We start from the raw sequence: 20,621 nt of genomic DNA on the forward strand, positions 1-20,621 counted from the left end.
CATGAACCATTCCTTCGCCGGCGAGTCCATCGCCGGCGTTTTCTTGTTCAAGCGGTATCAAAAGGATTGTGATGGAATTCAACCCGATCGACGTCTTCCTGCATCTCGACGTCTACCTTGCCCAATTGGTGAACCTGTACGGCCCGTGGGTGTACGCGATCCTGTTTGCGGTGATCTTCTGCGAAACCGGGCTGATCGTGACACCGTTCCTGCCCGGCGATTCGCTGCTGTTCATTGCCGGCATGATCGCCGGAGCGGGGCACATGAACGTGCACCTGCTGGTGGTGCTGCTGTTCATTGCCGCGGTTGCCGGCGATGCGGTCAACTATCTGATCGGCCGCTACTTCGGCCACAAGCTGTTCGCGAATCCGGATTCGAAGATCTTCCGCCGCGACCACCTCGAAAAAACCCACGCGTTCTACGAGCGCCACGGCGGCAAGACGATCATTCTGGCGCGCTTCGTGCCCATCGTCCGGACCTTTGCGCCCTTCGTCGCCGGCATGGCGGAGATGGCCTACAGGCGATTCGTGATGTTCAATATCGTCGGCGCGGCGATCTGGGTCGTCTCGCTGCTGTACGCCGGCTATTTCTTCGGCGGCATCACCTTCATCAAGCAGAACATCGGCCTGATCGCCATCGGCATCGTGCTGCTGTCGGTGCTGCCGATCATGTTCGAGGCGCTGCGCCACAAGCTGAGCAAGAAGGCGGCATGAGCGAGGCGTTCTACACCGACAAGGCGGCGATCCGCGCCAGCTTCGACGCTGCGGCGCAGAGCTACGACGCCGCCGCGGTGCTGCAGCGCGAAGTGGCCGACCGGATGGCCGAGCGGCTCGATCTGGTGAGGGTGCGCCCCGGGCGCATGCTCGACGCCGGTTGCGGCACCGGTTACATGGGCAAGGCGCTGCTGGCGCGCTATCCGGATGCGCAGCTGCTCGAGCTCGACCTGGCGCCGGCGATGCTGCGGATCGCGCGCGATCGCCATGCCGCCGGCGGGCTGAAGAAGCTGCTGGCCCGTTTCGAGCGCAGCCGGGCGGTTCAGGTCTGCGGCGATATCGAGATGCTGCCGCTCGCCGACGCGTCGGTCGACCTGATCTGGTCGAATCTGGCGATCCAGTGGTGCAACACGCCCGACGCGGCGTTCGGCGAGTTCCTGCGCGTGCTCCGGCCGGGTGGCCTGCTGATGTTCTCGACGCTGGGGCCCGACACGCTGAAGGAGCTGCGCGCGGCGTTCGACGGCATCGACGGCTACAACCACGTCAACCGCTTCATCGACATGCACGATCTCGGCGATGCGCTGTCGCACAGCGGCTTTTCGACGCCGGTGATGGACATGGAAACGCTGACGATGACCTATCCGGACGTGAAGAGCGTAATGCAGGACCTCAAGGGCATCGGCGCGCACAACGTCACCGAAGGCCGGCGGCGCGGCATGATGGGCAAGGCGGCGTGGCAAAGGGTGACGAGCCAGTACGACGCCTTCCGCCGCGACGGCGTGCTGCCGTGCAGCTACGAGGTCGTCTACGGTCATGCGTGGAAGCCCGAACACGCGCCGAAAGCCCGTGCCGACGGCGCGCAGGTGATCGAATTCCGGCCGCGGCCGCGCTGAAGCCTAGACTGGCCATATCGCTCCCGGGATTGGCGCCGCGATGAACTACCTTGCTCATGCACTGCTCGCCGGCCCGGCACCGGCCGACCGCGCCGGCGGTGTCGCCGGCGATTTCGTCAAGGGATTGCTGCCGGGAGCGCTGCCGGCCGATCTGGCCGCCGGCGTCGCGCTGCATCGCGAAATCGACGCCTATGCCGACCTGCATCCGGCGTTCGCCGCCAGCCGTGCGCGCGTGAGCCCGCTGCGGCGGCGTTACGGCGGCATCATGGTCGACCTGTTCTACGATCATCTGCTTGCGACCCACTGGGCGTTGTTCTCGCCCGACGTGGCGCTGCCGCAGTTCACCGCCCGGCTGTACGCCGAGCTGGCCGCGCAGCCGGCGCTGCCTGCCGCATTTGCCTCGGTGCTGCCGAAAATGGCGCAGACCGACTGGCTGGCGTCGTACCGCGACGTCGGCAATGTCGCGCTGGCGCTCGACCGGATGGCCGCGTACCGGATCCGGCGCGACAATCCGCTGGCCGGCGCCGCCGGTGAGCTGCTCGATCACTACGCCGGCTTCGAGGCCGATTTCCTTGCCTTCATGCCCGATGCGCTGGCTTATGCACGGCAGGTACGGCTGAGCCGCTGAAACCCGCCGCGCACGCCGCACATCGCGGCCTGCAGGGCGGGGCGTCTGCTACTTGGCCCGCGCCAGGCAGGTCTGGTAGCGCCAGTCGACACGCTTGGCGAACCATTCGGTCGTCAGCTTGCGGGTGATCTTCGGGCTGATCAGCCGGATCTGCGGCATCGCGACGCGCGGCATCGGCTTGCCGTTCTTCGCATCGGCGAGTGCGAACACCTTCTTGTACAGCGCGGTCTGGCCGAAGCCGACGAGCTTCTCGCTCGTCAGATCGCGGCGGATCGCGTCGCGGCTCATGCCGATCTGTCCGGAGATCGACGCCAGCGCTTCCTCGATGTCGCTCGGTTTTGCCGCCGGCCGGCCGTTCTGGTAGCTGAGCAGGTCGCCGTCGAGGTCGAGCTGCCTGCCGGTCAGCTTGGCGATCGCCGCCTGGAACGCCGCGTTGCGGCTGGCGTAGCGGCCGGCGTTGAAGTCGGCGAAGCGGTAGATCATGTCGTCGTACGGCGCCGGGTACTGCAGCAGGATCGCGATGCCGAAATAGGTGCCGCCGCGCCGCGTGAACACCGTGTCGCGGATGCTGCTGCTGCGCGGATACGGGTAGGGCCAGGCGCGCACGTGCGCCTCGGCAAAGGCGACGCTGACCTGCATCGGCCCGCCGGTGCGGATCGGATTGTTCATGTTGAGCGGCAGACCCAGGCGCGCGGCATCGGCCGAAAGGTCCTCGAAGACCGCGTTCATCTCGCGTTCGGTGCGCAGACTGTCGATGCGCGACTTGTAGCTCTCGCCGTTCGGCGACGTTTTCAGAAAAGCGGTTTTTACCGCGATCAGCGGCACGTGCTTGGCGGCGGCCTTCTCGCCGATCTTGTTCCAGACCATGGTCGGCAGCCCGGGAACGCTCGGGTCGCCCTGCCAGCTCGACTCCTGCTCGATCACCGCCGCGGCGGCGCAGAAGTATTCGGGGGTGTACGGAATCTTCAGCGCGGCGAAGGCGTCGACGATGTCGGCGTTCCAGCCGGCGCGATCGGGCATCTTGGCCGGCAGCAGCCGGTTCAGCAGCGACTTGGCCTCGGCGTGGCTGAGCCCTGCCGGCTTGGCCGGCGGCGGCGGCTCGATGACGACCGGTGCGCTGGCCATCGGCACCGAGACCGGTGCGCTGGCGGTTTCGACCGGCGTCGTCACCGCTGCCTCGGCCGCGACGGCGGCTGGTGCGCTGGCGACCGGTGGTGTGACGGCCGGTGGCGGCGGGCTGGCGCAGGCGGTGAGCAGGGCAAGCGGCAACAGACGGGCGAGCGGGCGGACGAGCGATTCGGGCTTCACGGCAGCAGGGCGGGATCGGGAAAAATGCCAGCTTACAGGCTAGTCCCGGCGCGGTCATGCGGCGCGGTCATTTCCACGCGCTGCCGACCTGGATGTAGAACGCGTGCTCGCCATCGGGGCCCCAGCCGAAGTCGAGGCCGACCGCCATGCCGAGTTGCTTGGCAATCAGGTAGCGGAAGCCGGTGCCGTAACCGTAGACCGTCTGCGCGTCGTCGAAATCGCGCCAGTTGCCCCAGGCCTTGCCGACACCGCCGAAGGCCAGCAGCGACCAGCGTGGCGTGACGTCCCAGCGCAGTTCAAGCTCGGTTGCGACGGTGTTCTTGTCCTGGTAGCGGCCCTTCTCGACGCCGCGCAGGTCCACATAGGGCTGCAGGTAGAAGGGGTAGTCACCGGTGATCGTGTCGCCGTCGACGCGCAGTCCGAGCGTCCAGGCCTTGGCCAGCGGCAGCCATGTGTAGGCGCGCGCGCCGTAGCTTTCGAATTCGCTGCTGCTGCCGAGCCAGTCGCGCGCAGCCTGCAGCTCGACCTCCATATAACTGCCGTGGCGCGGATAGAAGATGTTGTCGCGGCTGTCGTAGTCGATCACGAGGCCGGCCATGCCGATGCGCCGGCTGGCGTCGAAGTCGCCGAGCTCGGCCGCCTTGTTGTCACCGAAGCCGACATCGCTGCTGAAGTAGACATAGCGCGGACCGGCGAACCAGTCGCTGTCGCCGAGGCGGAACAGGAACTGCTGGAGCAGGAAGTCGCCGTCGAGCGTATAGCTGCGCGCCTGATTGAGCGCGCCGTAATAATCAAGGTTGAGCGAGGTCTTGCCGATGGCGCCCAGGTAGCGGTAGCGGTCGCCGTCGATGGGCTGGAAATGGAAAGCCGCACCGAGCCAGCTGCCATTCTGCGTACCGAAGCCGCCGAGGCCGCTGATCGTCGGCGGCATTTTCCGGCCCGATTCCTCCATGCCTTTGGCCGCGGCTTCGGCGAAGGACTGGCGGAAATACAGCAGCATCGCTCCGCCGCCGTAGCCGATCGCCGGTTCGGTGATGAGGATGGGAACCGGGAAGATGCCCTTGTGGTGGAGCAGGTAGTCGCTCAGGTCGATCGCGCCGTCGTCCGGGTCGCGATAGCTCGGCGTGTCGTCGGCGTGGGCGGGCAAGGCCATTGCGAGCACGGCGGCGAGCAGCAGGGAATGGCAGAATTGGCGAATTGGCATGGCGCGGCCTGTCTGGGCGTGAGCGTGGATTGTACGACCGGAACGCGGCGACGCACCGCCAAGGTGCGCGCGGCGTTGCGGCAATACCCCCAGTTTGAATGGAGCCAGGAGAACCGATGATGACTTCGTACCGGACCGAAACCGACTCGATGGGCGAGATCGACGTTCGCGTCGAGCATTACTGGGGCGCGCAGACGCAGCGCTCGATCGGCAATTTCGCGATCGGCGTCGAGCGCTTCCGCTGGCAGCGGCCGATGATACGCGCGCTCGGCATCCTCAAGCACGCCGCGGCCGAGGCCAACCTGTCGCTCGGCGAGCTGCCGGCCAATGTCGTGGCGCTGATCGCCGAGGCGGCCGACGAGGTGATCGACGGCCGCCTCGACGAGCATTTCCCGCTGGTCGTGTTCCAGACCGGCTCGGGCACGCAGTCGAACATGAACGCTAACGAGGTGATCGCCAACCGGGCGATCGAGCTTGCCGGCGGCGAACTCGGCAGCAAGACCCCGGTGCATCCGAACGACCACGTCAACCGCGGCCAGAGCTCGAACGACACCTTTCCGACCGCGATGCACATCGCCGTCGTCGAGGAGCTGCACGCGACCTTGCTGCCGGCGGTCGAGAAGCTGCGCGCGACCCTGGCCGAAAAGGCCGACGAGTATGCGCATGTGGTCAAGACCGGCCGTACCCATCTGCAGGACGCGACGCCGGTGACGCTGGGACAGGAGATCGGCGCCTGGGTCGCGCAGATCGACTTCGGCCTCAAGGCGATCGCCGCCGCCGGGCCGGGGCTCCTGGAGCTGGCGATCGGCGGCACCGCCGTCGGCACCGGGCTCAACGCGCATCCGAAATTCGGTGCGACCGCCGCCGCGCGCATCGCCAAGCTCACCGGTCATCATTTCGTCGACGCGCCGAACAAGTTCTTCTCGCTCGCCGCGCATGATGCGCTGGTGCAGACGTCGGCGGCGCTGCGGCTGCTGGCCGGCGGGCTGTTCAAGATGGCCAACGACGTCCGCTGGCTGGCCAGCGGGCCGCGCTGCGGCATCGGCGAGCTGGTGATCCCGGAAAACGAGCCCGGCAGCTCGATCATGCCGGGCAAGGTCAACCCGACCCAGTGCGAGGCACTGACGATGGTCTGCGTGCAGGTCTTCGGCAACGACGCCGCGGTGGCGTTTGCCGGCAGCCAGGGCAATTTCCAGCTCAACGTCTACAAGCCGGTGATGGTCCACAACGTGCTCGAGAGCATCGGCCTGCTGGCCGACGCCTGCACCGCGTTCAACGACCACTGCGCGGCCGGGATCGAGCCGGCGCTCGACCGGATCGACGAGAACCTCGACAAGAACCTGATGCTGGTGACGGCGCTGAACCGGCACATCGGTTACGACAAGGCCGCGCAGATTGCCAAGAAGGCACACCACGACGGCACGACGCTGAAGCAGGCCGCGCTGGCGCTCGGCTACCTCAGCGAGGAGGACTACGCGCGCTGGATCGTGCCGATGGACATGACCCGGCCCAGCGCCGGGCACTGACGCGGGTCAGCGGTTGATCGAGCGGGCGATGCGCGCATAGGTGTGGCGCCGGCCGCGGATGGCGATGCTGTAGGCGGTGATGTTCTCCGGCAGCGCCATGCCCATGTAACCGGTATCGCCGAGGTGGTGCAGGTCGGTACCGGTCATCTTGGCCATCAGCGCGATCTGGCGGATCGTCGCCTCGTCGGCGCCTTCCTGCGAGGTGCCGACCGCGGTCAGCGTCAGCGCGCCGAGCTTGTGTGCGTGGCCGACCAGCTCGCGCACGTACTCGAGCGTGATGCCGGGCACGGTGCCCGGTGCCGGCAGCAGGATGACGTCGGCGCCGGCGCCGACGAATTCGTCGATGTCGGCGCGGGTGATGATCTGCTCGGCGCCTTCGCCGAGAATGCCCGACGCGTGCATCTTGCCGGCGACGAGCACCAGCCGGTCGCCGACTTCGGCGTTGATCGCCTTGAGCGAGTGCGTGATTGCGGCGTTCGAGACGCCGTTGCCCGGGTTGCCGGTCAGCACCAGCATGTTGACGCCCATTGCCGCGGCTTTCTGCGCATTGGCGACGGTGGCGAGCCGGCCCGGCTGCATCCCCCAGAGTTCGTCCTCGCTCTCGCCGAAACCCGGGTCGACCGGTTCGAGGTTGATGCCGATCACCCGGCCGGTCAGGTGCTTGATCGTCCGGACGACCTCATGAGGCTCGGTGTCCCTGGGCAGGCCGTTGACGACCGGTGCGTTGACGTCGAACAGGTTGAGCAGCAGCAGGTCGGCACCCATGCTGGCGGCGAACTCGGCGTTGCTGATCGTCACCAGCATCGGCTGGACCGCGCCGATGGTTTCGCACACCAGCACGCGGCCTTCGCTGGCGTGGATCGCGTGCAGCAAATCGGCCTTGCCGATGCGGGCGAGGTCCGAAGCGTTGCAGTCGAGCAGGCGTTTGTGCATGGCGGTCTCCGCTGGTTTTGACAGTGTCCTACTGTAAACCCGTTCCACCGGCGACGGCGGCCCGGGGTTGGCCCGCTTGCGCCGAATCAAGGCCTGGTATCAACGAACGGCGGATTCGGCGAAGTAGGGCGGCACGCCGAGCAGCGTGTCGACGGTGGTGAAGCCGTAGCCGCCGGCCTTGAGCCACGGAATCAGCGCGTCGACGGCGCTCACGGTATCGCCGCGCTTGCCGCCGCCGTCGTGCATCAGCACGATCGCTTCCTCGTGCACATAGGGCTGAACGCCGCGTTCGATCTCGTGCGCGCCGAACAGCATCCGGTTGCGGTACCAGTCGATCGCGTCGATCGACCACAGCGCGACCTTCATGCCGTGCTTGGCGACGATGCCGATCTGCGCGTCGTCGATGCTGCCGTAGGGCGGCCGCATCAGCGTTGGCGCCTTGCCGAGAATGCGGCGGAATTCGGCCTGCGTGCGGCCGATCTCCTCGTCCCAGAAATAGCTTTCGTCGGTGCCGGACAGGTTCGGGTGGCTCCAGCTGTGGTTGGCGAGCGTATGCCCCTCGGCCAGCGCCCGGCGGACGACGTCCTCGCGTCCGGCCATCTGGCTGCCCTGCCAGAAGAACGTTGCCCTGACCTGGTGCTTCTTGAGCACGTCGAGCACGTCCGGCGTCCACGGACTCGGGCCGTCGTCGAAGGTCAGCGCAATCTCCCGCCGGTGCGTCGGCCCTTCGAGCCAGACGAGGCCCGGGTGCCGGTTGGCCTGCTGCGTCATCTTCTCCAGCGCCACCTGTCCCCAGTTGTCGAGAAAGGGCGTGCGGACCGACTGCGTCGTCTTGCGCACGCCGGGGGCGACCGTGCCCGGTGCGGGCGGCGCCGCTGGCCACCATTCGATGACGATCCAGACCGCAGCCGGCACGACGAGTGCAAGCGCGGCGAAAACGAAGCGGGGCGCGGGTTTCATGTCGTCAGTCTCTCTATGTTCATTCGTAAATCTTACTTGTTTGCGTGTTTTTTAATTCACGAGTATTACTTGTTGGCAAGTAAGGCAAAGACATTATGTAGTCGATATGCATAAACTACGTCAACCCACACAAGGAGCATCGCCATGCCCGGTGTTCATCCCCGTACCGCCTATCTCTTCATCGCGCCGTTCCTTGCGGTATTCGCGGTGTTCACGCTCTGGCCGATGCTGTTCAACCTGTGGCTGGCGTTCCGCGACTACTTTCCGCAAACCGGCAACAGCATGTGGAACGGCTTTGCGCATTTCGTCGAGCTGGCCGACTCGGAGCGCTTCGGTCACGCGCTGAAGAACTCGCTGATCTTCCTGCTGCTGGTGCCGCCGCTGCAGGTCGGCGCGCTGGCACTGGCGCTGCTGGTGCATGCCCGGCTGCCCGGCATCGGTTTCTTCCGGGCGCTGTACTACCTGCCGGTGGTGATCGCCGTGTCGATCGCCGCGGTCGTCTGGCAGCAGGTGCTGCGCTTCGACGGGCTGTTCAACTGGTTTCTGGAGTCGATCCACCTGATCGGCTTCGGCGAGCAGCCGGACTGGCTCGGCGACCGGCAACTGGCGCTGTATGCGGTGATGGCGTTCTCGTTCTGGAAGAACGTCGGCTACTACATGGTGCTCTATCTGGCCGGGCTGCAGACGGTACCGCGCGAACCGCTCGAGGCCGCGCAGATCGACGGCGCCGATGCCTGGCAGCGCCTGCGTCACGTGGTGCTGCCGGCGTTGCAGCCGGTGATCCTGCTGGGCACGCTGCTGTCGACGATCCAGGCGCTCAAGGCGTTTCAGGAAGTGATCGTGCTGACCGGTGGCGCGGCCGATACCCAGACCGCGCTGGTCTTCGTCTACGGCGTCGCGTTCTTCGGCCACAACTTCGGCCTGGCTGCGACGGCGGGGCTGATCGTGACGCTGGTTTGTCTGGCGCTCGCCGCGGTGCAGTTGCGCTTTTTCGGCGAGAACGGCCTGCTGCGCCGCGGAGGATGACCATGAACCGGGAACTCGTCCTGACCTTGCCGCTGGTGTCGCCCCACACGTATCTGCTGCGCCGTCAGGCGCGCGACGCCGTGCTGGCGCTGCCGCGCTACGCGGCCCTGCTGCTGTTCGGTGCGTTCACGGTGTTTCCGTTCTGGTGGGCGGCGGCGGTGGCGCTGTCCGGCGACGGCTCGCAGATCTGGACGTTCCCGGCGGCCTTCCTGCCCCACGATCCGGGCTGGCGATGGTTCGGTCGGGTCTTCCACGAAATGCCGTTCTGGCGCTACTTCGCCAACTCGCTGCTGATCGCAACCGCGACGACGGCGCTGGTCCTGCTGCTGACGATCCCCTGCGCCTACGCGCTGTCGCGGATGGCATTCCGCGGCCGGCAGGCGCTGTTCATGCTGCTGCTGGCGACGCTGATGGTGCCGGCCGAGGTGGCGATCGTGCCCAACTTCATTACCTGCTCGCGACTCGGGCTGCTCGACAGCTACGCCGGGGTGGTGCTGCCCAACGTGGCCGGTGCGTTCGGCGTGTTCCTGATGCGCCAGGCGTTCCAGGACACGCCGGCCGAAGTGCTCGATGCGGCGCGCGTCGACGGTGCCGGAGAGTTCGGCGTGATGTGGCGAGTGGCCGTGCCGATGGCGAAGCCGATGATCGCGACGCTGGCGGTGTTCACCTTCGTCGCGGCGTGGAACGACTATCTGTGGCCGGCGGTAGTGCTGAAGGAGCGGCTGAACATGCCGCTCGCCGTCGGCATCTTCAACGACCTGACCGGGCCGTTCGCGGTGTCGACCAATCTGGTGATGGCTGCGATCGTGCTGTCGGTGATCCCGGTCGTCGGCGCGTTCGCGCTGACGCAGCGCGTGTTCCTCGGCGGTGGCGGGCTGGTCCGGCCTAGGCCTTCTTGCAGCCGGTGAAGTCCGGGTAGAAGCGCTCCATCATCCGTTCGACATAGGCGACCAGCGGCTTGTGCTGCTCGGTATAGCGCCGCAGCGGCGATTCGAAGCGCGGGCACAAGGTGCCGAGCAGGAAGGCGAACACCGTCGCGTCGGTGCCGCAGATCGTGTCGCCAAGCAGATAGGGCTTGTCGCCGAGCAGCTCGGCCACCGCGTCGATGTCGCGGCGGGCGAGTTCGAACTGCTCGTCGGGCGTGTGCCGGCCCATGCCCTGGCCGTAGAGGTCGCGGCTGACACGGCGGCGGATCATCGCCTTGAAACCGGCGCGCATCGGCGCGGGTACGTTGCGGAAGAACTCGGCCGGGCCGCGCTCGAAGTTCGCGTCGTCTTCCCAGCGCAGCGCCTGCACGGCGAAGTACAGGTGATCCTCGAGCATTTTCTCGACCGCCCACGCCAGCGCCCGCTGCGCCGGGCCGTAGCCTTCATCGAAATCGAGGCCGTAGCGGTCTTCGAGGTGGGCGCGGATGAAGGTCGAGTCGGTGACCTTGTGGCCGTCGTCGTCGATGTGCGGCAGCTTGCCCTTGGGGGCGCTGAAGGTGCTGCCGCTCTGGATCCGGTAGGGCAGGCCGGACAGCTTGAGCAGCACGTCGGTCTTGGTGACGAAGGGGCTCGGGTCGGGCAGCCCCATGCCGGGGCCGAAGGTGAACAGCGTAATCATTGGCTATGCAGGTGCGATGAACGGGTGTCGGCTCCAAGTGTAAGCGGTTCTGCGTTGCAACGGGGTGTCCGATGTCAAAGTCGATCGCTTGGACGGATTCAGCTCCGCAGCAGCATCACCGCCAGGGCGAGCATGATCGCGGCAGTGAGCCCGTCGAGCAGGCGCCAGACGATGGGCTTTGCCAGCCAGCGTGCGAGCGCTGTGGCTGCCATCGCCAGCCCGAAGAACCACAGCAGCGATGCGGAAATTGCGCCAAGGCCGAACGCGACGCGCCCGATGCCGTCGTAGCGGCCGCCGACGCTGCCGAGCAGCAGCACCGTGTCGAGGTAGACGTGCGGGTTGAGCAGGCTGAAGCCGAATGCGGTCGCCAGCGCCTGGCGCCGGCTGATCGCTGCGTCGTGCTGCGCTGCAGCCAGTGCGGCGGGCTTGAAGGCGGCGCGCAGCGCGCCGAACGCATACCAGAGCAGGTAGGCGGCGCCGCCCCAGCGTGCCGCGGTCAGCAGCGTCGGTGATGCGGCGAGCAGCGTGCCCATGCCGGCGAGGCCGAGCGAGATCAGCGCGATGTCGCACAGCGCGCAGACCGCGGCGGTCAGCAGCGCGTGCCGGCGCAGCAGGCCCATGCGCAGCACATGGGCGTTCTGCGCGCCGATGGCCATGATCAGGCTGCCGCCGAGCGCCATGCCTTGCCAGTAAGTCGGGTACATCGTTGCGGGCTCCGCGTTGTTCACATGCCGTGCACGATAAAATCGCACCCGCCGGCTGGCGATGCAAATTAATATATTTCCATAAGCATTAGAAATTTTTATATATGTTCGACGGCAAACTCACCGAAGCCTTCCTGGCCGTCGTGCGCGAAGGCAGTTTCGATCGCGCGGCGGCAGCGTTGCACCTGACGCAGTCGGCCGTCTCGCAGCGGGTGCGGGCGCTCGAGTCGCGCTTCGGCCAGACCCTGCTCACGCGCGGGCGGCCTTGCGTGCCGACGGGCGCCGGCCAGACGCTGCTGCGCTACCTCGACCGGATTCGCCTGCTCGAGGAGGAGGCATTGCGCACGCTCGCCGGCCCCGGCGAAGGGCCGTCGCGGCTGGCGCTGGCGGTGAACGCCGACAGCCTGCACGCCTGGCTGCCCAAGGTGCTGGCCGAGACGCTGGCCGGCTCGCCGTTCACGGTCGAGCTGCAGGTCGACAACGAGGATTACACGCACCAGTTGCTCGCGCGCGGCGAGGTGCTGGCCTGCGTATCGGCGCGGTTCGAGCCGATGCGCGGCTGTGTCGCCGAGCCGCTCGGTGCGCTGCGCTACATCTGTGCCGCAACGCCGCGCTTTGCCGCCCGCCACTTTGCCGGCGGCGTGAGCCGTACGGCACTGCTGCGCGCGCCGGGGCTGCTGTACAACCGCAAGGACGCGATGCTGGGCGCCTACCTGTCGCGGCATTTCGGCATCAGCGAGGGACACTATCCGGCACACCTGATGCCGTCGTCGCAGGCCTTTGTCGATTTCGCGCTGCTCGACGTCGGCTACGTGCTGGTGCCGGAACTGGCGGTGGCGCCGCAGCTGGCCAGCGGCGCGCTGATCGACCTGCTGCCGGCGAAGCCGCACGATGTGCCGCTGTTCTGGCATGCGTGGCAGATCCAGGCGCCGATGGTCGACGTGCTGTTCCGGCGTATCGTCACCGCGGCAACGGCGGTGCTGCGGCAGCCGGACTGAACAGCCGTCCTAGTTGCTCCAGCGCGTCCGTTCGTTGACGAAGCGGTAATAGCGGACCAGCGTGATCCGGCCGTTTCGGTCGAGTAGCGGCTTGGGTACCGGACCGAACGGTGCGGCGTAGCGGATGATCGTCAGCGTTTCGGCGTCGAGGCGCGGATCGCCCGACGTTTCCTCGACGCCGGCATCAAAGATCGTGCCGTCGGCGTTCAGGACCAGCCGGAAGCGCAGCAGGCCCTGCAGCGGCTGGCCCTTTTCGTCGCGCGGGTAGTTCATCGTGCCGATGCGTTCGACCTTGCTGCGGATCTGCGCCTCCCACAGGCCGAACATCGCCCGCGTGTCGGGGCGCTGCTGCGCGCGGGTGGCGCTGTCTTCCTCGGCATCGCCGCCCTCCTTGGGCAGGTCGGCATAACGCAGCACCAGCTTGCCCTGCTTGCCGTCCGGCCGGACGCCGATCGCGTCGGCCAGCCCCTTGATTTCGACCTCGCTGCCCGGCGCTGCCGCGGATTGCGCCGGCGCCGCCGGGGCGCTGGCCGCAGCCTGCTTGCGGCGAGCCGGCGGCTGGGCGGCCGTTTGCGGCACCGCATGGGTCGAACGGGCGCGGACCTGGACCTTTTCCCTGGGCTGCGGCCTGGCCGGCTCGAGCGCGACGCTGGGATCGGCGGGCGTGGACGGGGGGCGCTGCGCTCCAGCCGCATCTGCAGCGGCGGGCTGCCGGCCGAGACGCTGGCGGATTTCTGCAGCGGTTTGAGCAGCAGCAGCGACAGGTGGGCCGCGAGCGAAACGGCCAGCGCGAGCCAGAGCCAGCGTGGCGCGCGGGGCGCATCGGGCATCGGGTCGGAGAGCATTATCGGGGTGTGCAAAGGGGGCTGCAAAGGCGTGACGTTAGCATGGTTGGCGATGGCTTTGAACGATGTTCGGGAACCGGCACGGGCCAGCGGGGTCTTCCAAAAGGACGGACCAGGCCCTGTCGCTTGGACCGGAGACCAGGAGATGGCTCATGAATATGAAATCCCGCGTCGCTGTCATGTCGCTCTCCGGCTTTCTGGTGGTCGGCATGGCCAATGCCGCCGGCGAAATCACCACGGCCAAGATCAGCGATATTGAAAACCAGATTCGCCAGGCGCGCGAGCAACAAAATGACAATGTCCGCTCCGTTGCCGATGGCATGGTGCCGCGCAACGCGCGTCAGGAACCGGTGGCGTGACCCGCCTCCGGGCCGGCGAGGCAGGGAACCGGCGGGCCGGATAAGACCGGGCGTCTGCCCGTCCCGGGGTAGCGTCTGAGCTTGACATCCAACCCGAACAGGCGATCGCGGCCCGCAAGGCCATCTTCGCCAATGCCGTGAAGGGCAAGCGCTGGGTCGGCGGCGCACGCCTGCCTTTCCCGGGCATCGGCCACGTCCGCGCCGACGGCAACGCCTATGCGTGGGTGCCGGTCGAGTACGAGCCGATCCGCAGGGATCGCTGAACCGCCGGCAGCAGGCTATTTCAGCCGGTTCCAGACCGCGACCGCTTCCTTGCGGGTCGGCTGCGGCGAGCAGATCACGTTGCAGTTGCCGTTGGCGCCGAACTTGGCGCATTGCACCCAGACGCGATTGGCCCCGGCCTTGCGGACGTCGGGCGGCGCGCCGCACTTCGGGCAGGCTTGGGGGCCGGGTTGGATCGGGGCGGCTGGCTTGGCGTCGGTCATGGGCAGGGCTCGGAGCGAGGGGTCACTTGTTGCGGTAAGCGCAGAAGCCCGGGCGCGGGCCGATCTTCGGATGGTTGCGACAGGTGTTGGGCCGCAGCTCGTAGATCGTGCACAGCCGGGTGTCGGCGTCGAGGTAGCTGCAATCGCCGCTGGCACGCTGCGCCAGTGTGTAGACGCTCGACTTGAAGTTGAAGTGCTGGACCACGCCGGCTTTCTGCAGCCGCTTGGCGATCTGCTTGGGCTGCTCGTGCTCGGCCTCGAACGCGTCGACGACGCCCATCCGTACCAGATCGGGCAGCTTCACTTCGACCGGCATCGTACAGCAGCCGGACTTGCAGTCGAGGCACATGCCGTTGCGGTAGCGCGCCCAGGTGTCGAGATTCTCGAGCGTGGAAACGTGGATCAGTTTTTTGTACGGTGCGGGCATGGCTGGCAGGACGGACGTGAAGCGGGGCGATTATACGCCGCTGGCCGGATACGCGCGTTCCGGCTGGCTGAGTGGCAACCGCGCCGGCTGTCTTGCGTCCGGCCGATTCGGCGCCGGGACGCAAGAAGGGATCGCCGAGCGGGGAGGTTATCGGTCCTCGTACTGCCGTTCCAGCCAGCGAAAGCCGAGGTGGCAGGTCGTGGCGCCCAACACACCCGGCATCAGCAGCCCTACAAAGGGAATCAGCGCCAATCCGGCCAGCAGCAACCCGGCCAGCAGCATCTGCCCGCGCTGCTGGCGTATGAAAGTGCGTTGCTGCTCGGCGCTGGCCACGCCATCGAAGGCGTCGTTGATCAGCCCGCGCACGTTCAGGTAGGCGTTGAGCAAAACCAGCAGTGCTGCACCGATCAGCGGAATGCACAGGCACAGCAGGGTGCCGGCGATCAGCGTGGACAGGTTGCCGAGCAGATCACGCACATCGGCGCGCCACGGGCGCTGCACGAGTCCCTGCAGGCTGGGATAACGCCGCAGCACGACGGACTGCACCTGGCCCATCAACACCATTTCCAGAATGACCCGTGCGACCAGCAGCGTGGCAAGCACGAAGCTGATCAGGCCCAAGACGTACTGGACCACGGTGATCAGGCCGGCGGCGGTTTTGCCAATGAGGCTCGCCGGCTCCGGCTCCCAGCCGAACCAGTGCGGCACGCCCAGCACCAGAAAGCGCGATGCGGTGTCGAGCGCGCTGGTGATCGGTGTCCACGCCAGCGCGTAGAGGATTGCCAGTACCAGCAGTGTTCCCAGCCAGACGCCGAGCGACACCGCCAGCAGGCGCGGGCGCAGGCTGTCGCGCAGAGCCAGTCCGACGCAATGGATGGCTTCGCCGGGTGTAAGCAGCGGAGCCGATTTTTCCGGGGAGGGGGGCGATTCGGACATGGGGCTCCTGGGTACCGATGAAAAGGGCGAACAGGCCGGCAGTCTGCGAGCGTCAGATCGTACGACGATCAGCGTTTGGCGTCCGCACCATAGTGGCGCAGGCAATGGGCGTAAAAGGCTTCGACTTCCGCCCGTGCCCAGGGCGTACGGCGCAGAAAGCTCAGGCTGGATTTGACGCTCGGATCGTGCTTGAAACAGTTCAACGGAATCCGCCGGCCGAGCTCGCCCCAGCCCCAGTAATCGATGAGGTCGGTGAGCATGCGCTCGAGCGTGATGCCGTGTAGCGGATTGTTGTCTTGTCGGGCGTTCAGGGCTGGCCTCGCTAGGTGTCGTGAAAAACGGGCCGACTGGCCCGTTTTGCTTGGAGGTCGCTGCTTAGCGCGTGACCGGCTTGTAGCGGATGCGCTTGGGCTTGGCGCCTTCTTCGCCGAGGCGCTTACGCTTGTCGGCTTCGTATTCCTGATAGTTGCCGTCGAAGAACGTCCACTGCGAATCGCCCTCGGCCGCGATGATGTGCGTCGCGATCCGGTCGAGGAACCAGCGGTCGTGCGAGATCACGAAGGCGGTGCCGGCGAACTCGAGCAGCGCTTCTTCGAGCGCACGCAGCGTTTCGACGTCGAGGTCGTTGGACGGTTCGTCAAGGAAGAGCACGTTGCCGCCCTGAAGCAGCGTCTTGGCCAGATGCAGCCGGCCGCGCTCGCCGCCCGACAGCATGCCGACCTTCTTCTGCTGGTCGCCGCCCTTGAAGTTGAAGCGGCCCAGATAGGCGCGGCTGCTCATCTCGAACTTGCCGACGGTGAGGATGTCGTGACCGCCCGAAACGTCGTCGAACACGGTCTTGTCACCTTCGAGTCCTTCGCGCGTCTGCTCGACGAAGGCCGTCTGGACGGTCGAACCGATTTCGATCTCGCCGCTGTCCGGCGCTTCCTTGCCGGCGATCATCTTGAACAGCGTCGACTTGCCGGCGCCGTTCGGGCCGATGATGCCGACGATCGCACCGGCGGGCACGTTGAAGCTGAAGTTGTCCATCAGTAGCCGGTCGCCGAAGCTCTTGCTGACGCCCTTGAACTCGATCACCTTGTCGCCGAGACGTTCGGCAACCGGGATGAAGATTTCCTGCGTTTCGTTGCGCTTCTGGTGCTCGAAGCTCGACAGCTCCTCGAAGCGGGCGATCCGCGCCTTGCTCTTGGCCTGGCGGCCCTTGGGGTTCTGGCGCACCCATTCGAGCTCCTGCTTCATGGCCTTGATCCGCGCGCCTTCGGACTTGGCTTCCTGCTCGAGCCGGGCTTCCTTCTGCTCGAGCCAGCTCGAGTAATTGCCCTTCCACGGAATGCCTTCGCCGCGGTCGAGTTCCAGAATCCACTCGGCCGCGTTGTCGAGGAAGTAGCGGTCGTGGGTGACCGCAACGACGGTGCCCGGGAAGCGCACGAGGAACTGCTCGAGCCATTCGACCGATTCGGCGTCGAGGTGGTTGGTCGGCTCGTCGAGCAGCAGCATGTCGGGCTTGGAGAGCAGCAGCTTGCACAGCGCGACGCGGCGCTTTTCACCGCCGGATAGCTTGCCGATGACCGCATCCCACGGCGGCAGGCGCAGCGCGTCGGCGGCGAGTTCGAGCTGCAGTTCGGTGTTGTCGCCGGCGCCGGCGGAGATGATTGCTTCGAGGCGGGCCTGTTCTTCGGCGAGGGCGTCGAAGTCGGCGTCTTCCATTGCGTACTCGGCGTAGACTTCTTCAAGCCGCTTCTGCGCGGCCATCACTTCGCCCATGCCGCTTTCCACTTCCTCGCGCACGGTCGCGTCGTTGTTGAGCTTGGGTTCCTGCTCGAGGTAACCGATCTTCACGCCGGCGAGGTGCTGGACTTCGCCGTCGTATTCCTTGTCGGCACCGGCCATGATGCGCAGCACGGTCGACTTGCCGGCGCCGTTCAGGCCCAGCAGCCCGATCTTGGCGCCGGGGAAGAACGACAGCGAGATGTTCTTGATGATCTGCCGCTTGGGCGGGACGATCTTGCTCACGCGGAGCATCGACATTACGTATTGGGCCATGGGAAACGCGCGTTCCGGTTGGTTCTGAATGGCGCGATTCTACCAGTAGGGTGGGTCAGGCGGCACGCCGTAAGCCACCACTTATACGGCGCAGCTCGTTCGGTAGAAACAGCAACGCCCGGCTTGAACCGGGCGTTGCTGCATGCCGTCAGGGAGAATCAGGCGCGAACGAGCGCCGAGGCGACCGTGTGGCGGCGGCCGGCCAGCGGAACGAAGGCGAGCAGCATGCCCAGCAGTGCCAGCGCGGCGACGTAATGGCCCGGCGCGAGCGGGTCCTTCTGCAGCCACAGGGTCAGCAGCATCGGCGTCAGCCCGCCGAAGATCGCGTACGCGACGTTGTACGAGAACGAGAGACCGGTAAAGCGCACCGCGGCCGGAAAGGCGCGCACTGCGACGAAGGGAACGGTCGCGATCGCGCCGACGAAGAAACCGGTCAGCCCGTAGTTGAGCAGCAGCGAGTTCGCGTCTCCGGGCAGGCCGGTATAGAAGTGGTAGCTGCTCGCCAGCAGGCCCGCGAAGCCGGCCAGCATGGTGTTGCGTGCGCCGAAGCGGTCGGCCGCCCAGCCGAAGACGACGCAGCCGAAGGTCAGCGCCAGCGTGGCGATGCTGTTGGCCTGCAGCGCCAGCGCCGGGGCGATGTGGTGGACTTTCTGCAGATACGTCGGCGTGAACAGGACGACGACGACGATGGCAGCCGACAGTACCCAGGTCAGCAGCATGGTGACGACGACCGCGCCGATATGGTTGCGCAGCGTGGCCTTGAGCGGCAGTTCGTCGGCAATCGCCTTTTGCGCGTGCAGTTCCTTGAAGATCGGCGTTTCCTCTAGGAAGCGCCGCAGGTAGACGGCAAAGAAGCCGAACACGCCGCCGAGAATGAACGGGATCCGCCATGCGTAGCCGGAGACGTCTTCCGGGCTGTAGCGGGTGTTGATCGCCGCAGCGACGAGCGAGCCGAGCAGGATGCCGGCGGTGAGCCCGGCGGTCAGCGTGCCGACGGCGATGCCGGTGCGGTTGGCGGGCGCGTGTTCGGCCACGAAGACCCAGGCGCCGGGGACTTCACCGCCGATCGCGGCGCCCTGCATCACGCGGAACAGCAACAGCAGCAGCGGCGCGGCGATGCCGATGCTCGCATACGTCGGCATCAGGCCGATCGCCAGCGTCGGCACGGCCATCAGGAAGATCGACAGCGTGAACATCTTCTTGCGGCCGAGCTTGTCACCGAAGTGGGCGATGATGATCCCGCCCAGGGGCCGTGCCAGATAGCCGGCGGCAAAGATGCCGAAGGTCTGCAGCAGGCGCAGCCAGTCCGGCATGTCGGGCGGGAAGAACAGCGTGCCGATGACGGCGGCGAAAAAGACGTAGATGACGAAGTCGTAGAATTCGAGCGCGCCGCCGAGCGCCGACAGCGTCAGCGTGCGGAAGTCGTCGCGGTTGAGCGGCCGATGGGCCGGTGCAGCGGTAGTCATGAGTGTTGAGCCGTAGTCGTTGGAAACGGCTGCGCGACGACGGGTCGGGATAGGGCCTGCCGGCGGGTCGCCCTTGGGGTGGTGGGCGGCGGGGCGGAACGGGGTGTGTTGCGCCCTGGTGCCGGGAGTGCACAGCCAGGGTGCATTCTAACGCCGGATTGCGCTAGGCGTGGGGACGACACCCGATGAGTGCATCAACGTCGCCACCGACGATTTTATCCAGGTGCGCGGTGATGTGCTCGATCGGCCAGTCCCACCATGCCAGCTCGACCAGTCTGGCGGCCACATCAGCGGGGAAACGGGCCCTGATCGGCTTGGCCGGATTGCCACCGACAACGGAATAGGGCGCAACATCGGCCACCACGACCGAACGCGACGAGATGATCGCGCCGTCGCCGATATTCACCCCGGGCATGATCAGCGCGTCGTAGCCGATCCAGACGTCATTGCCGATGACGGTATCGCCCTTGTACGGCAGCTCGCCGGGCTGGGGCATCACTTTTTCCCAGCCGTTCCCGAAGATCTGGAAGGGGTAGGTGGAGATGCCAGACAACTTGTGATTGGCGCCGTTCATGATGAACCGGGTGCCGCGCGCGATGGCGCAGAACTTGCCGATGATCAGCCGGTCGCCGATGAAGTCGAAGTGGTACAGGACATTGCGTTCGAAATTGGCGGCGTCCTCCGGATCGTCGTAATAGGTGTAGTCACCGACGACGATGTTCGGATTTGTCACCGTGTTCTTGATGAAGCAGACCTGCGGAAAGCCGGCCATCGGATGTGGGTTGCTCGGGCTCGGGCCGTTCAATGGCGTACTCCCTTTAATGTCGGATACCGGCGTCGGCCCACCCCAGTGCATCGATCACGCCCTGCATATCGGCGGCCAGCGGGCAGGTCAGATTGAGCGTTGCGCCGGTGTGCGGATGCGCGAGGCGCAATCCGGTACAGGCGAGCAGCATCCGGTTGGCGCCGAAGTGTTCGGCAAACATCCGGTTGTGGCGACCCTTGCCGTAGGTGGCGTCGCCGATGATCGGGTGGCTCAGGTGCTTCAGGTGCCGGCGCAGCTGGTGGCGCCGGCCGGTGAGCGGCGACAGCGCGGCCAGCGAGTAACGGCTGGTCGAATAGCGGTCGACGGCGATCGGCAGCTCGATCGTCGCCAGTCGGCGGTAGTCGGTGACCGCGTCCTGCGCGTCGGTCGCGCTGGTTTCGCCGGCAAATTCGTAGGCGTCGACGAGCCGGGTCAGAGGGTGATCGACGGTGCCGGCTTCGGGCAGCCAGCCGCGCACGACGGCGAGGTAGTCCTTTTCGATTGCGCGCGTCTCGAACGCCGCCGTCAGCAGCTTGGCGGTGTCCGGGTCGAGCGCGAACATCAGCACGCCCGACGTGCCCTTGTCGAGCCGGTGCACCGGGTAGACGCGCCGGCCGATCTGGTCGCGGACGATCTGCATTGCGAAACGCGTCTCGTGCCGGTCGATCATCGACCGGTGCACCAGGAGGCCCGAGGGCTTGTGGACCGCGACCAGCGCATCGTCGCGGTACAGCTCGGGCAGGGTTTCGCGGCTCAT

24 protein-coding genes are annotated in these 20,621 nt (G+C 66.6%); 9 read left to right on the top strand and 15 right to left on the bottom strand.

Annotation, left to right across the window (positions count from 1 at the left end; all coding sequences use genetic code 11):
• Positions 1-71 precede the first annotated feature (71 nt).
• From BJP62_RS16870 to BJP62_RS16880, 3 genes are read left to right on the top strand one after another with little or no spacing between them, the layout of a single operon-like run.
• Positions 72-713, top strand: a complete 642-nt coding sequence (locus BJP62_RS16870; protein ID WP_070531635.1) for a DedA family protein — start codon at positions 72-74, stop codon at positions 711-713.
• The gene (gene bioC, locus BJP62_RS16875; RefSeq protein ID WP_070531637.1) at positions 710-1,606 is read left to right on the top strand and encodes a malonyl-ACP O-methyltransferase BioC; all 897 of its coding nucleotides are present in this window, start codon (positions 710-712) and stop codon (positions 1,604-1,606) included. The genes BJP62_RS16870 and bioC overlap by 4 nt, the downstream gene beginning before the upstream one ends.
• Before the next feature lie 40 nt (positions 1,607-1,646).
• Positions 1,647-2,234, top strand: coding sequence for an ACP phosphodiesterase (locus BJP62_RS16880; RefSeq protein ID WP_070531640.1), 588 nt, complete (start codon positions 1,647-1,649; stop codon positions 2,232-2,234).
• Between the two features lie 48 nt (positions 2,235-2,282).
• Here the strand turns inward: BJP62_RS16880 and BJP62_RS16885 are convergent, their stop codons facing one another.
• Positions 2,283-3,542 (bottom strand): DUF1615 domain-containing protein, encoded by a 1,260-nt coding sequence (locus tag BJP62_RS16885; RefSeq protein ID WP_236943623.1) that lies wholly within the window; start codon positions 3,540-3,542, stop codon positions 2,283-2,285.
• A 67-nt stretch (positions 3,543-3,609) separates the two neighbouring features.
• The gene (locus tag BJP62_RS16890; protein WP_070531643.1) at positions 3,610-4,746 is read right to left on the bottom strand and encodes a BamA/TamA family outer membrane protein; all 1,137 of its coding nucleotides are present in this window, start codon (positions 4,744-4,746) and stop codon (positions 3,610-3,612) included.
• Between the two features lie 116 nt (positions 4,747-4,862).
• Here BJP62_RS16890 and fumC point away from each other — a divergent pair, with 116 nt between their 5' ends.
• A complete protein-coding gene (fumC, locus tag BJP62_RS16895) occupies positions 4,863-6,272 on the top strand; it encodes a class II fumarate hydratase (protein ID WP_374749724.1) in 1,410 nt (469 codons plus the stop codon).
• A 6-nt stretch (positions 6,273-6,278) separates the two neighbouring features.
• Here fumC and BJP62_RS16900 read toward each other — a convergent pair whose 3' ends face one another.
• On the bottom strand, positions 6,279-7,205 hold the full coding sequence (locus tag BJP62_RS16900) for a PEP phosphonomutase (protein ID WP_070531646.1): 927 nt from the start codon (positions 7,203-7,205) through the stop codon (positions 6,279-6,281).
• Positions 7,206-7,304: 99 nt separating this feature from the next.
• A complete protein-coding gene (locus BJP62_RS16905) occupies positions 7,305-8,165 on the bottom strand; it encodes a polysaccharide deacetylase family protein (RefSeq protein WP_083300988.1) in 861 nt (286 codons plus the stop codon).
• A 144-nt stretch (positions 8,166-8,309) separates the two neighbouring features.
• On the opposite strand from BJP62_RS16905, the gene BJP62_RS16910 reads away from it, so the two are divergent.
• Both BJP62_RS16910 and BJP62_RS16915 read left to right on the top strand, forming a co-directional pair.
• Positions 8,310-9,191 carry a carbohydrate ABC transporter permease gene (locus BJP62_RS16910; RefSeq protein ID WP_070531649.1) on the top strand — a complete coding sequence of 294 codons (882 nt, stop codon included), beginning with the start codon at positions 8,310-8,312 and terminating at the stop codon, positions 9,189-9,191.
• A gap of 2 nt (positions 9,192-9,193) precedes the next feature.
• Complete coding sequence (locus BJP62_RS16915; protein ID WP_083300990.1) at positions 9,194-10,099, top strand: carbohydrate ABC transporter permease; 906 nt, start codon at positions 9,194-9,196, stop codon at positions 10,097-10,099.
• Here BJP62_RS16915 and BJP62_RS16920 read toward each other — a convergent pair.
• The gene (locus tag BJP62_RS16920; RefSeq protein WP_070531652.1) at positions 10,077-10,796 is read right to left on the bottom strand and encodes a glutathione S-transferase family protein; all 720 of its coding nucleotides are present in this window, start codon (positions 10,794-10,796) and stop codon (positions 10,077-10,079) included. The genes BJP62_RS16915 and BJP62_RS16920 overlap by 23 nt on opposite strands.
• 98 nt (positions 10,797-10,894) lie before the next feature.
• Positions 10,895-11,500 carry a LysE/ArgO family amino acid transporter gene (locus BJP62_RS16925; RefSeq protein ID WP_070531655.1) on the bottom strand — a complete coding sequence of 202 codons (606 nt, stop codon included), beginning with the start codon at positions 11,498-11,500 and terminating at the stop codon, positions 10,895-10,897.
• 104 nt (positions 11,501-11,604) lie between these two features.
• Between BJP62_RS16925 and BJP62_RS16930 the strand changes: the two genes are divergently transcribed.
• On the top strand, positions 11,605-12,498 hold the full coding sequence (locus BJP62_RS16930) for a LysR family transcriptional regulator ArgP (RefSeq protein WP_070531657.1): 894 nt from the start codon (positions 11,605-11,607) through the stop codon (positions 12,496-12,498).
• 9 nt (positions 12,499-12,507) lie between these two features.
• Here the strand turns inward: BJP62_RS16930 and BJP62_RS16935 are convergent, their stop codons facing one another.
• The gene (locus BJP62_RS16935; RefSeq protein ID WP_070531664.1) at positions 12,508-13,077 is read right to left on the bottom strand and encodes an energy transducer TonB; all 570 of its coding nucleotides are present in this window, start codon (positions 13,075-13,077) and stop codon (positions 12,508-12,510) included.
• A gap of 418 nt (positions 13,078-13,495) precedes the next feature.
• Between BJP62_RS16935 and BJP62_RS16940 the strand changes: the two genes are divergently transcribed.
• Complete coding sequence (locus tag BJP62_RS16940) at positions 13,496-13,702, top strand: hypothetical protein (RefSeq protein WP_070531668.1); 207 nt, start codon at positions 13,496-13,498, stop codon at positions 13,700-13,702.
• 137 nt (positions 13,703-13,839) lie between these two features.
• The gene (locus BJP62_RS19195; RefSeq protein WP_257785847.1) at positions 13,840-13,965 is read left to right on the top strand and encodes a hypothetical protein; all 126 of its coding nucleotides are present in this window, start codon (positions 13,840-13,842) and stop codon (positions 13,963-13,965) included.
• A gap of 15 nt (positions 13,966-13,980) precedes the next feature.
• Here the strand turns inward: BJP62_RS19195 and BJP62_RS16945 are convergent, their stop codons facing one another.
• The 8 genes from BJP62_RS16945 to BJP62_RS16980 form a co-directional block, all read right to left on the bottom strand.
• Positions 13,981-14,187 (bottom strand): hypothetical protein, encoded by a 207-nt coding sequence (locus BJP62_RS16945; protein WP_070531670.1) that lies wholly within the window; start codon positions 14,185-14,187, stop codon positions 13,981-13,983.
• 22 nt (positions 14,188-14,209) lie between these two features.
• Positions 14,210-14,614, bottom strand: coding sequence for a YkgJ family cysteine cluster protein (locus BJP62_RS16950; protein ID WP_070531673.1), 405 nt, complete (start codon positions 14,612-14,614; stop codon positions 14,210-14,212).
• Between the two features lie 147 nt (positions 14,615-14,761).
• Positions 14,762-15,550 carry an EI24 domain-containing protein gene (locus BJP62_RS16955; protein WP_070531674.1) on the bottom strand — a complete coding sequence of 263 codons (789 nt, stop codon included), beginning with the start codon at positions 15,548-15,550 and terminating at the stop codon, positions 14,762-14,764.
• Between the two features lie 68 nt (positions 15,551-15,618).
• Positions 15,619-15,861 carry a VF530 family DNA-binding protein gene (locus BJP62_RS16960; protein WP_083300991.1) on the bottom strand — a complete coding sequence of 81 codons (243 nt, stop codon included), beginning with the start codon at positions 15,859-15,861 and terminating at the stop codon, positions 15,619-15,621.
• A gap of 64 nt (positions 15,862-15,925) precedes the next feature.
• The gene (ettA, locus tag BJP62_RS16965) at positions 15,926-17,593 is read right to left on the bottom strand and encodes an energy-dependent translational throttle protein EttA (RefSeq protein ID WP_070531680.1); all 1,668 of its coding nucleotides are present in this window, start codon (positions 17,591-17,593) and stop codon (positions 15,926-15,928) included.
• A 158-nt stretch (positions 17,594-17,751) separates the two neighbouring features.
• Positions 17,752-19,059: an MFS transporter gene (locus tag BJP62_RS16970; protein ID WP_070531681.1), complete on the bottom strand. Its 1,308-nt coding sequence runs from the start codon at positions 19,057-19,059 to the stop codon at positions 17,752-17,754.
• 163 nt (positions 19,060-19,222) lie between these two features.
• Positions 19,223-19,915, bottom strand: coding sequence for a Vat family streptogramin A O-acetyltransferase (locus BJP62_RS16975; protein ID WP_168163850.1), 693 nt, complete (start codon positions 19,913-19,915; stop codon positions 19,223-19,225).
• On the bottom strand, positions 19,878-20,621 hold the full coding sequence (locus BJP62_RS16980) for a pseudouridine synthase (protein ID WP_070531687.1): 744 nt from the start codon (positions 20,619-20,621) through the stop codon (positions 19,878-19,880). The genes BJP62_RS16975 and BJP62_RS16980 overlap by 38 nt, the downstream gene beginning before the upstream one ends.

It is taken from the genome of Jeongeupia sp. USM3 (assembly GCF_001808185.1).
Classification (GTDB): Bacteria; Pseudomonadota; Gammaproteobacteria; order Burkholderiales; family Chitinibacteraceae; genus Jeongeupia.

Excerpts from the sequence above, each read along its gene's own strand:
- BJP62_RS16870 (WP_070531635.1), top strand. The coding sequence starts at position 72 with ATGGAATTCAACCCGATCGACGTCTTCCTGCATCTCGACGTCTACCTT.
- bioC (WP_070531637.1), top strand. The coding sequence starts at position 710 with ATGAGCGAGGCGTTCTACACCGACAAGGCGGCGATCCGCGCCAGCTTC.
- BJP62_RS16880 (WP_070531640.1), top strand. The coding sequence starts at position 1,647 with ATGAACTACCTTGCTCATGCACTGCTCGCCGGCCCGGCACCGGCCGAC.
- BJP62_RS16890 (WP_070531643.1), bottom strand. The coding sequence starts at position 4,746 with ATGCCAATTCGCCAATTCTGCCATTCCCTGCTGCTCGCCGCCGTGCTC.
- fumC (WP_374749724.1), top strand. The coding sequence starts at position 4,863 with ATGATGACTTCGTACCGGACCGAAACCGACTCGATGGGCGAGATCGAC.
- BJP62_RS16900 (WP_070531646.1), bottom strand. The coding sequence starts at position 7,205 with ATGCACAAACGCCTGCTCGACTGCAACGCTTCGGACCTCGCCCGCATC.
- BJP62_RS16905 (WP_083300988.1), bottom strand. The coding sequence starts at position 8,165 with ATGAAACCCGCGCCCCGCTTCGTTTTCGCCGCGCTTGCACTCGTCGTG.
- BJP62_RS16910 (WP_070531649.1), top strand. The coding sequence starts at position 8,310 with ATGCCCGGTGTTCATCCCCGTACCGCCTATCTCTTCATCGCGCCGTTC.
- BJP62_RS16915 (WP_083300990.1), top strand. The coding sequence starts at position 9,194 with ATGAACCGGGAACTCGTCCTGACCTTGCCGCTGGTGTCGCCCCACACG.
- BJP62_RS16920 (WP_070531652.1), bottom strand. The coding sequence starts at position 10,796 with ATGATTACGCTGTTCACCTTCGGCCCCGGCATGGGGCTGCCCGACCCG.
- BJP62_RS16925 (WP_070531655.1), bottom strand. The coding sequence starts at position 11,500 with ATGTACCCGACTTACTGGCAAGGCATGGCGCTCGGCGGCAGCCTGATC.
- BJP62_RS16930 (WP_070531657.1), top strand. The coding sequence starts at position 11,605 with ATGTTCGACGGCAAACTCACCGAAGCCTTCCTGGCCGTCGTGCGCGAA.
- BJP62_RS16940 (WP_070531668.1), top strand. The coding sequence starts at position 13,496 with ATGAATATGAAATCCCGCGTCGCTGTCATGTCGCTCTCCGGCTTTCTG.
- BJP62_RS16945 (WP_070531670.1), bottom strand. The coding sequence starts at position 14,187 with ATGACCGACGCCAAGCCAGCCGCCCCGATCCAACCCGGCCCCCAAGCC.
- BJP62_RS16950 (WP_070531673.1), bottom strand. The coding sequence starts at position 14,614 with ATGCCCGCACCGTACAAAAAACTGATCCACGTTTCCACGCTCGAGAAT.
- BJP62_RS16955 (WP_070531674.1), bottom strand. The coding sequence starts at position 15,550 with ATGTCCGAATCGCCCCCCTCCCCGGAAAAATCGGCTCCGCTGCTTACA.
- ettA (WP_070531680.1), bottom strand. The coding sequence starts at position 17,593 with ATGGCCCAATACGTAATGTCGATGCTCCGCGTGAGCAAGATCGTCCCG.
- BJP62_RS16970 (WP_070531681.1), bottom strand. The coding sequence starts at position 19,059 with ATGACTACCGCTGCACCGGCCCATCGGCCGCTCAACCGCGACGACTTC.
- BJP62_RS16975 (WP_168163850.1), bottom strand. The coding sequence starts at position 19,915 with ATGCACTGGGGTGGGCCGACGCCGGTATCCGACATTAAAGGGAGTACG.
- BJP62_RS16980 (WP_070531687.1), bottom strand. The coding sequence starts at position 20,621 with ATGAGCCGCGAAACCCTGCCCGAGCTGTACCGCGACGATGCGCTGGTC.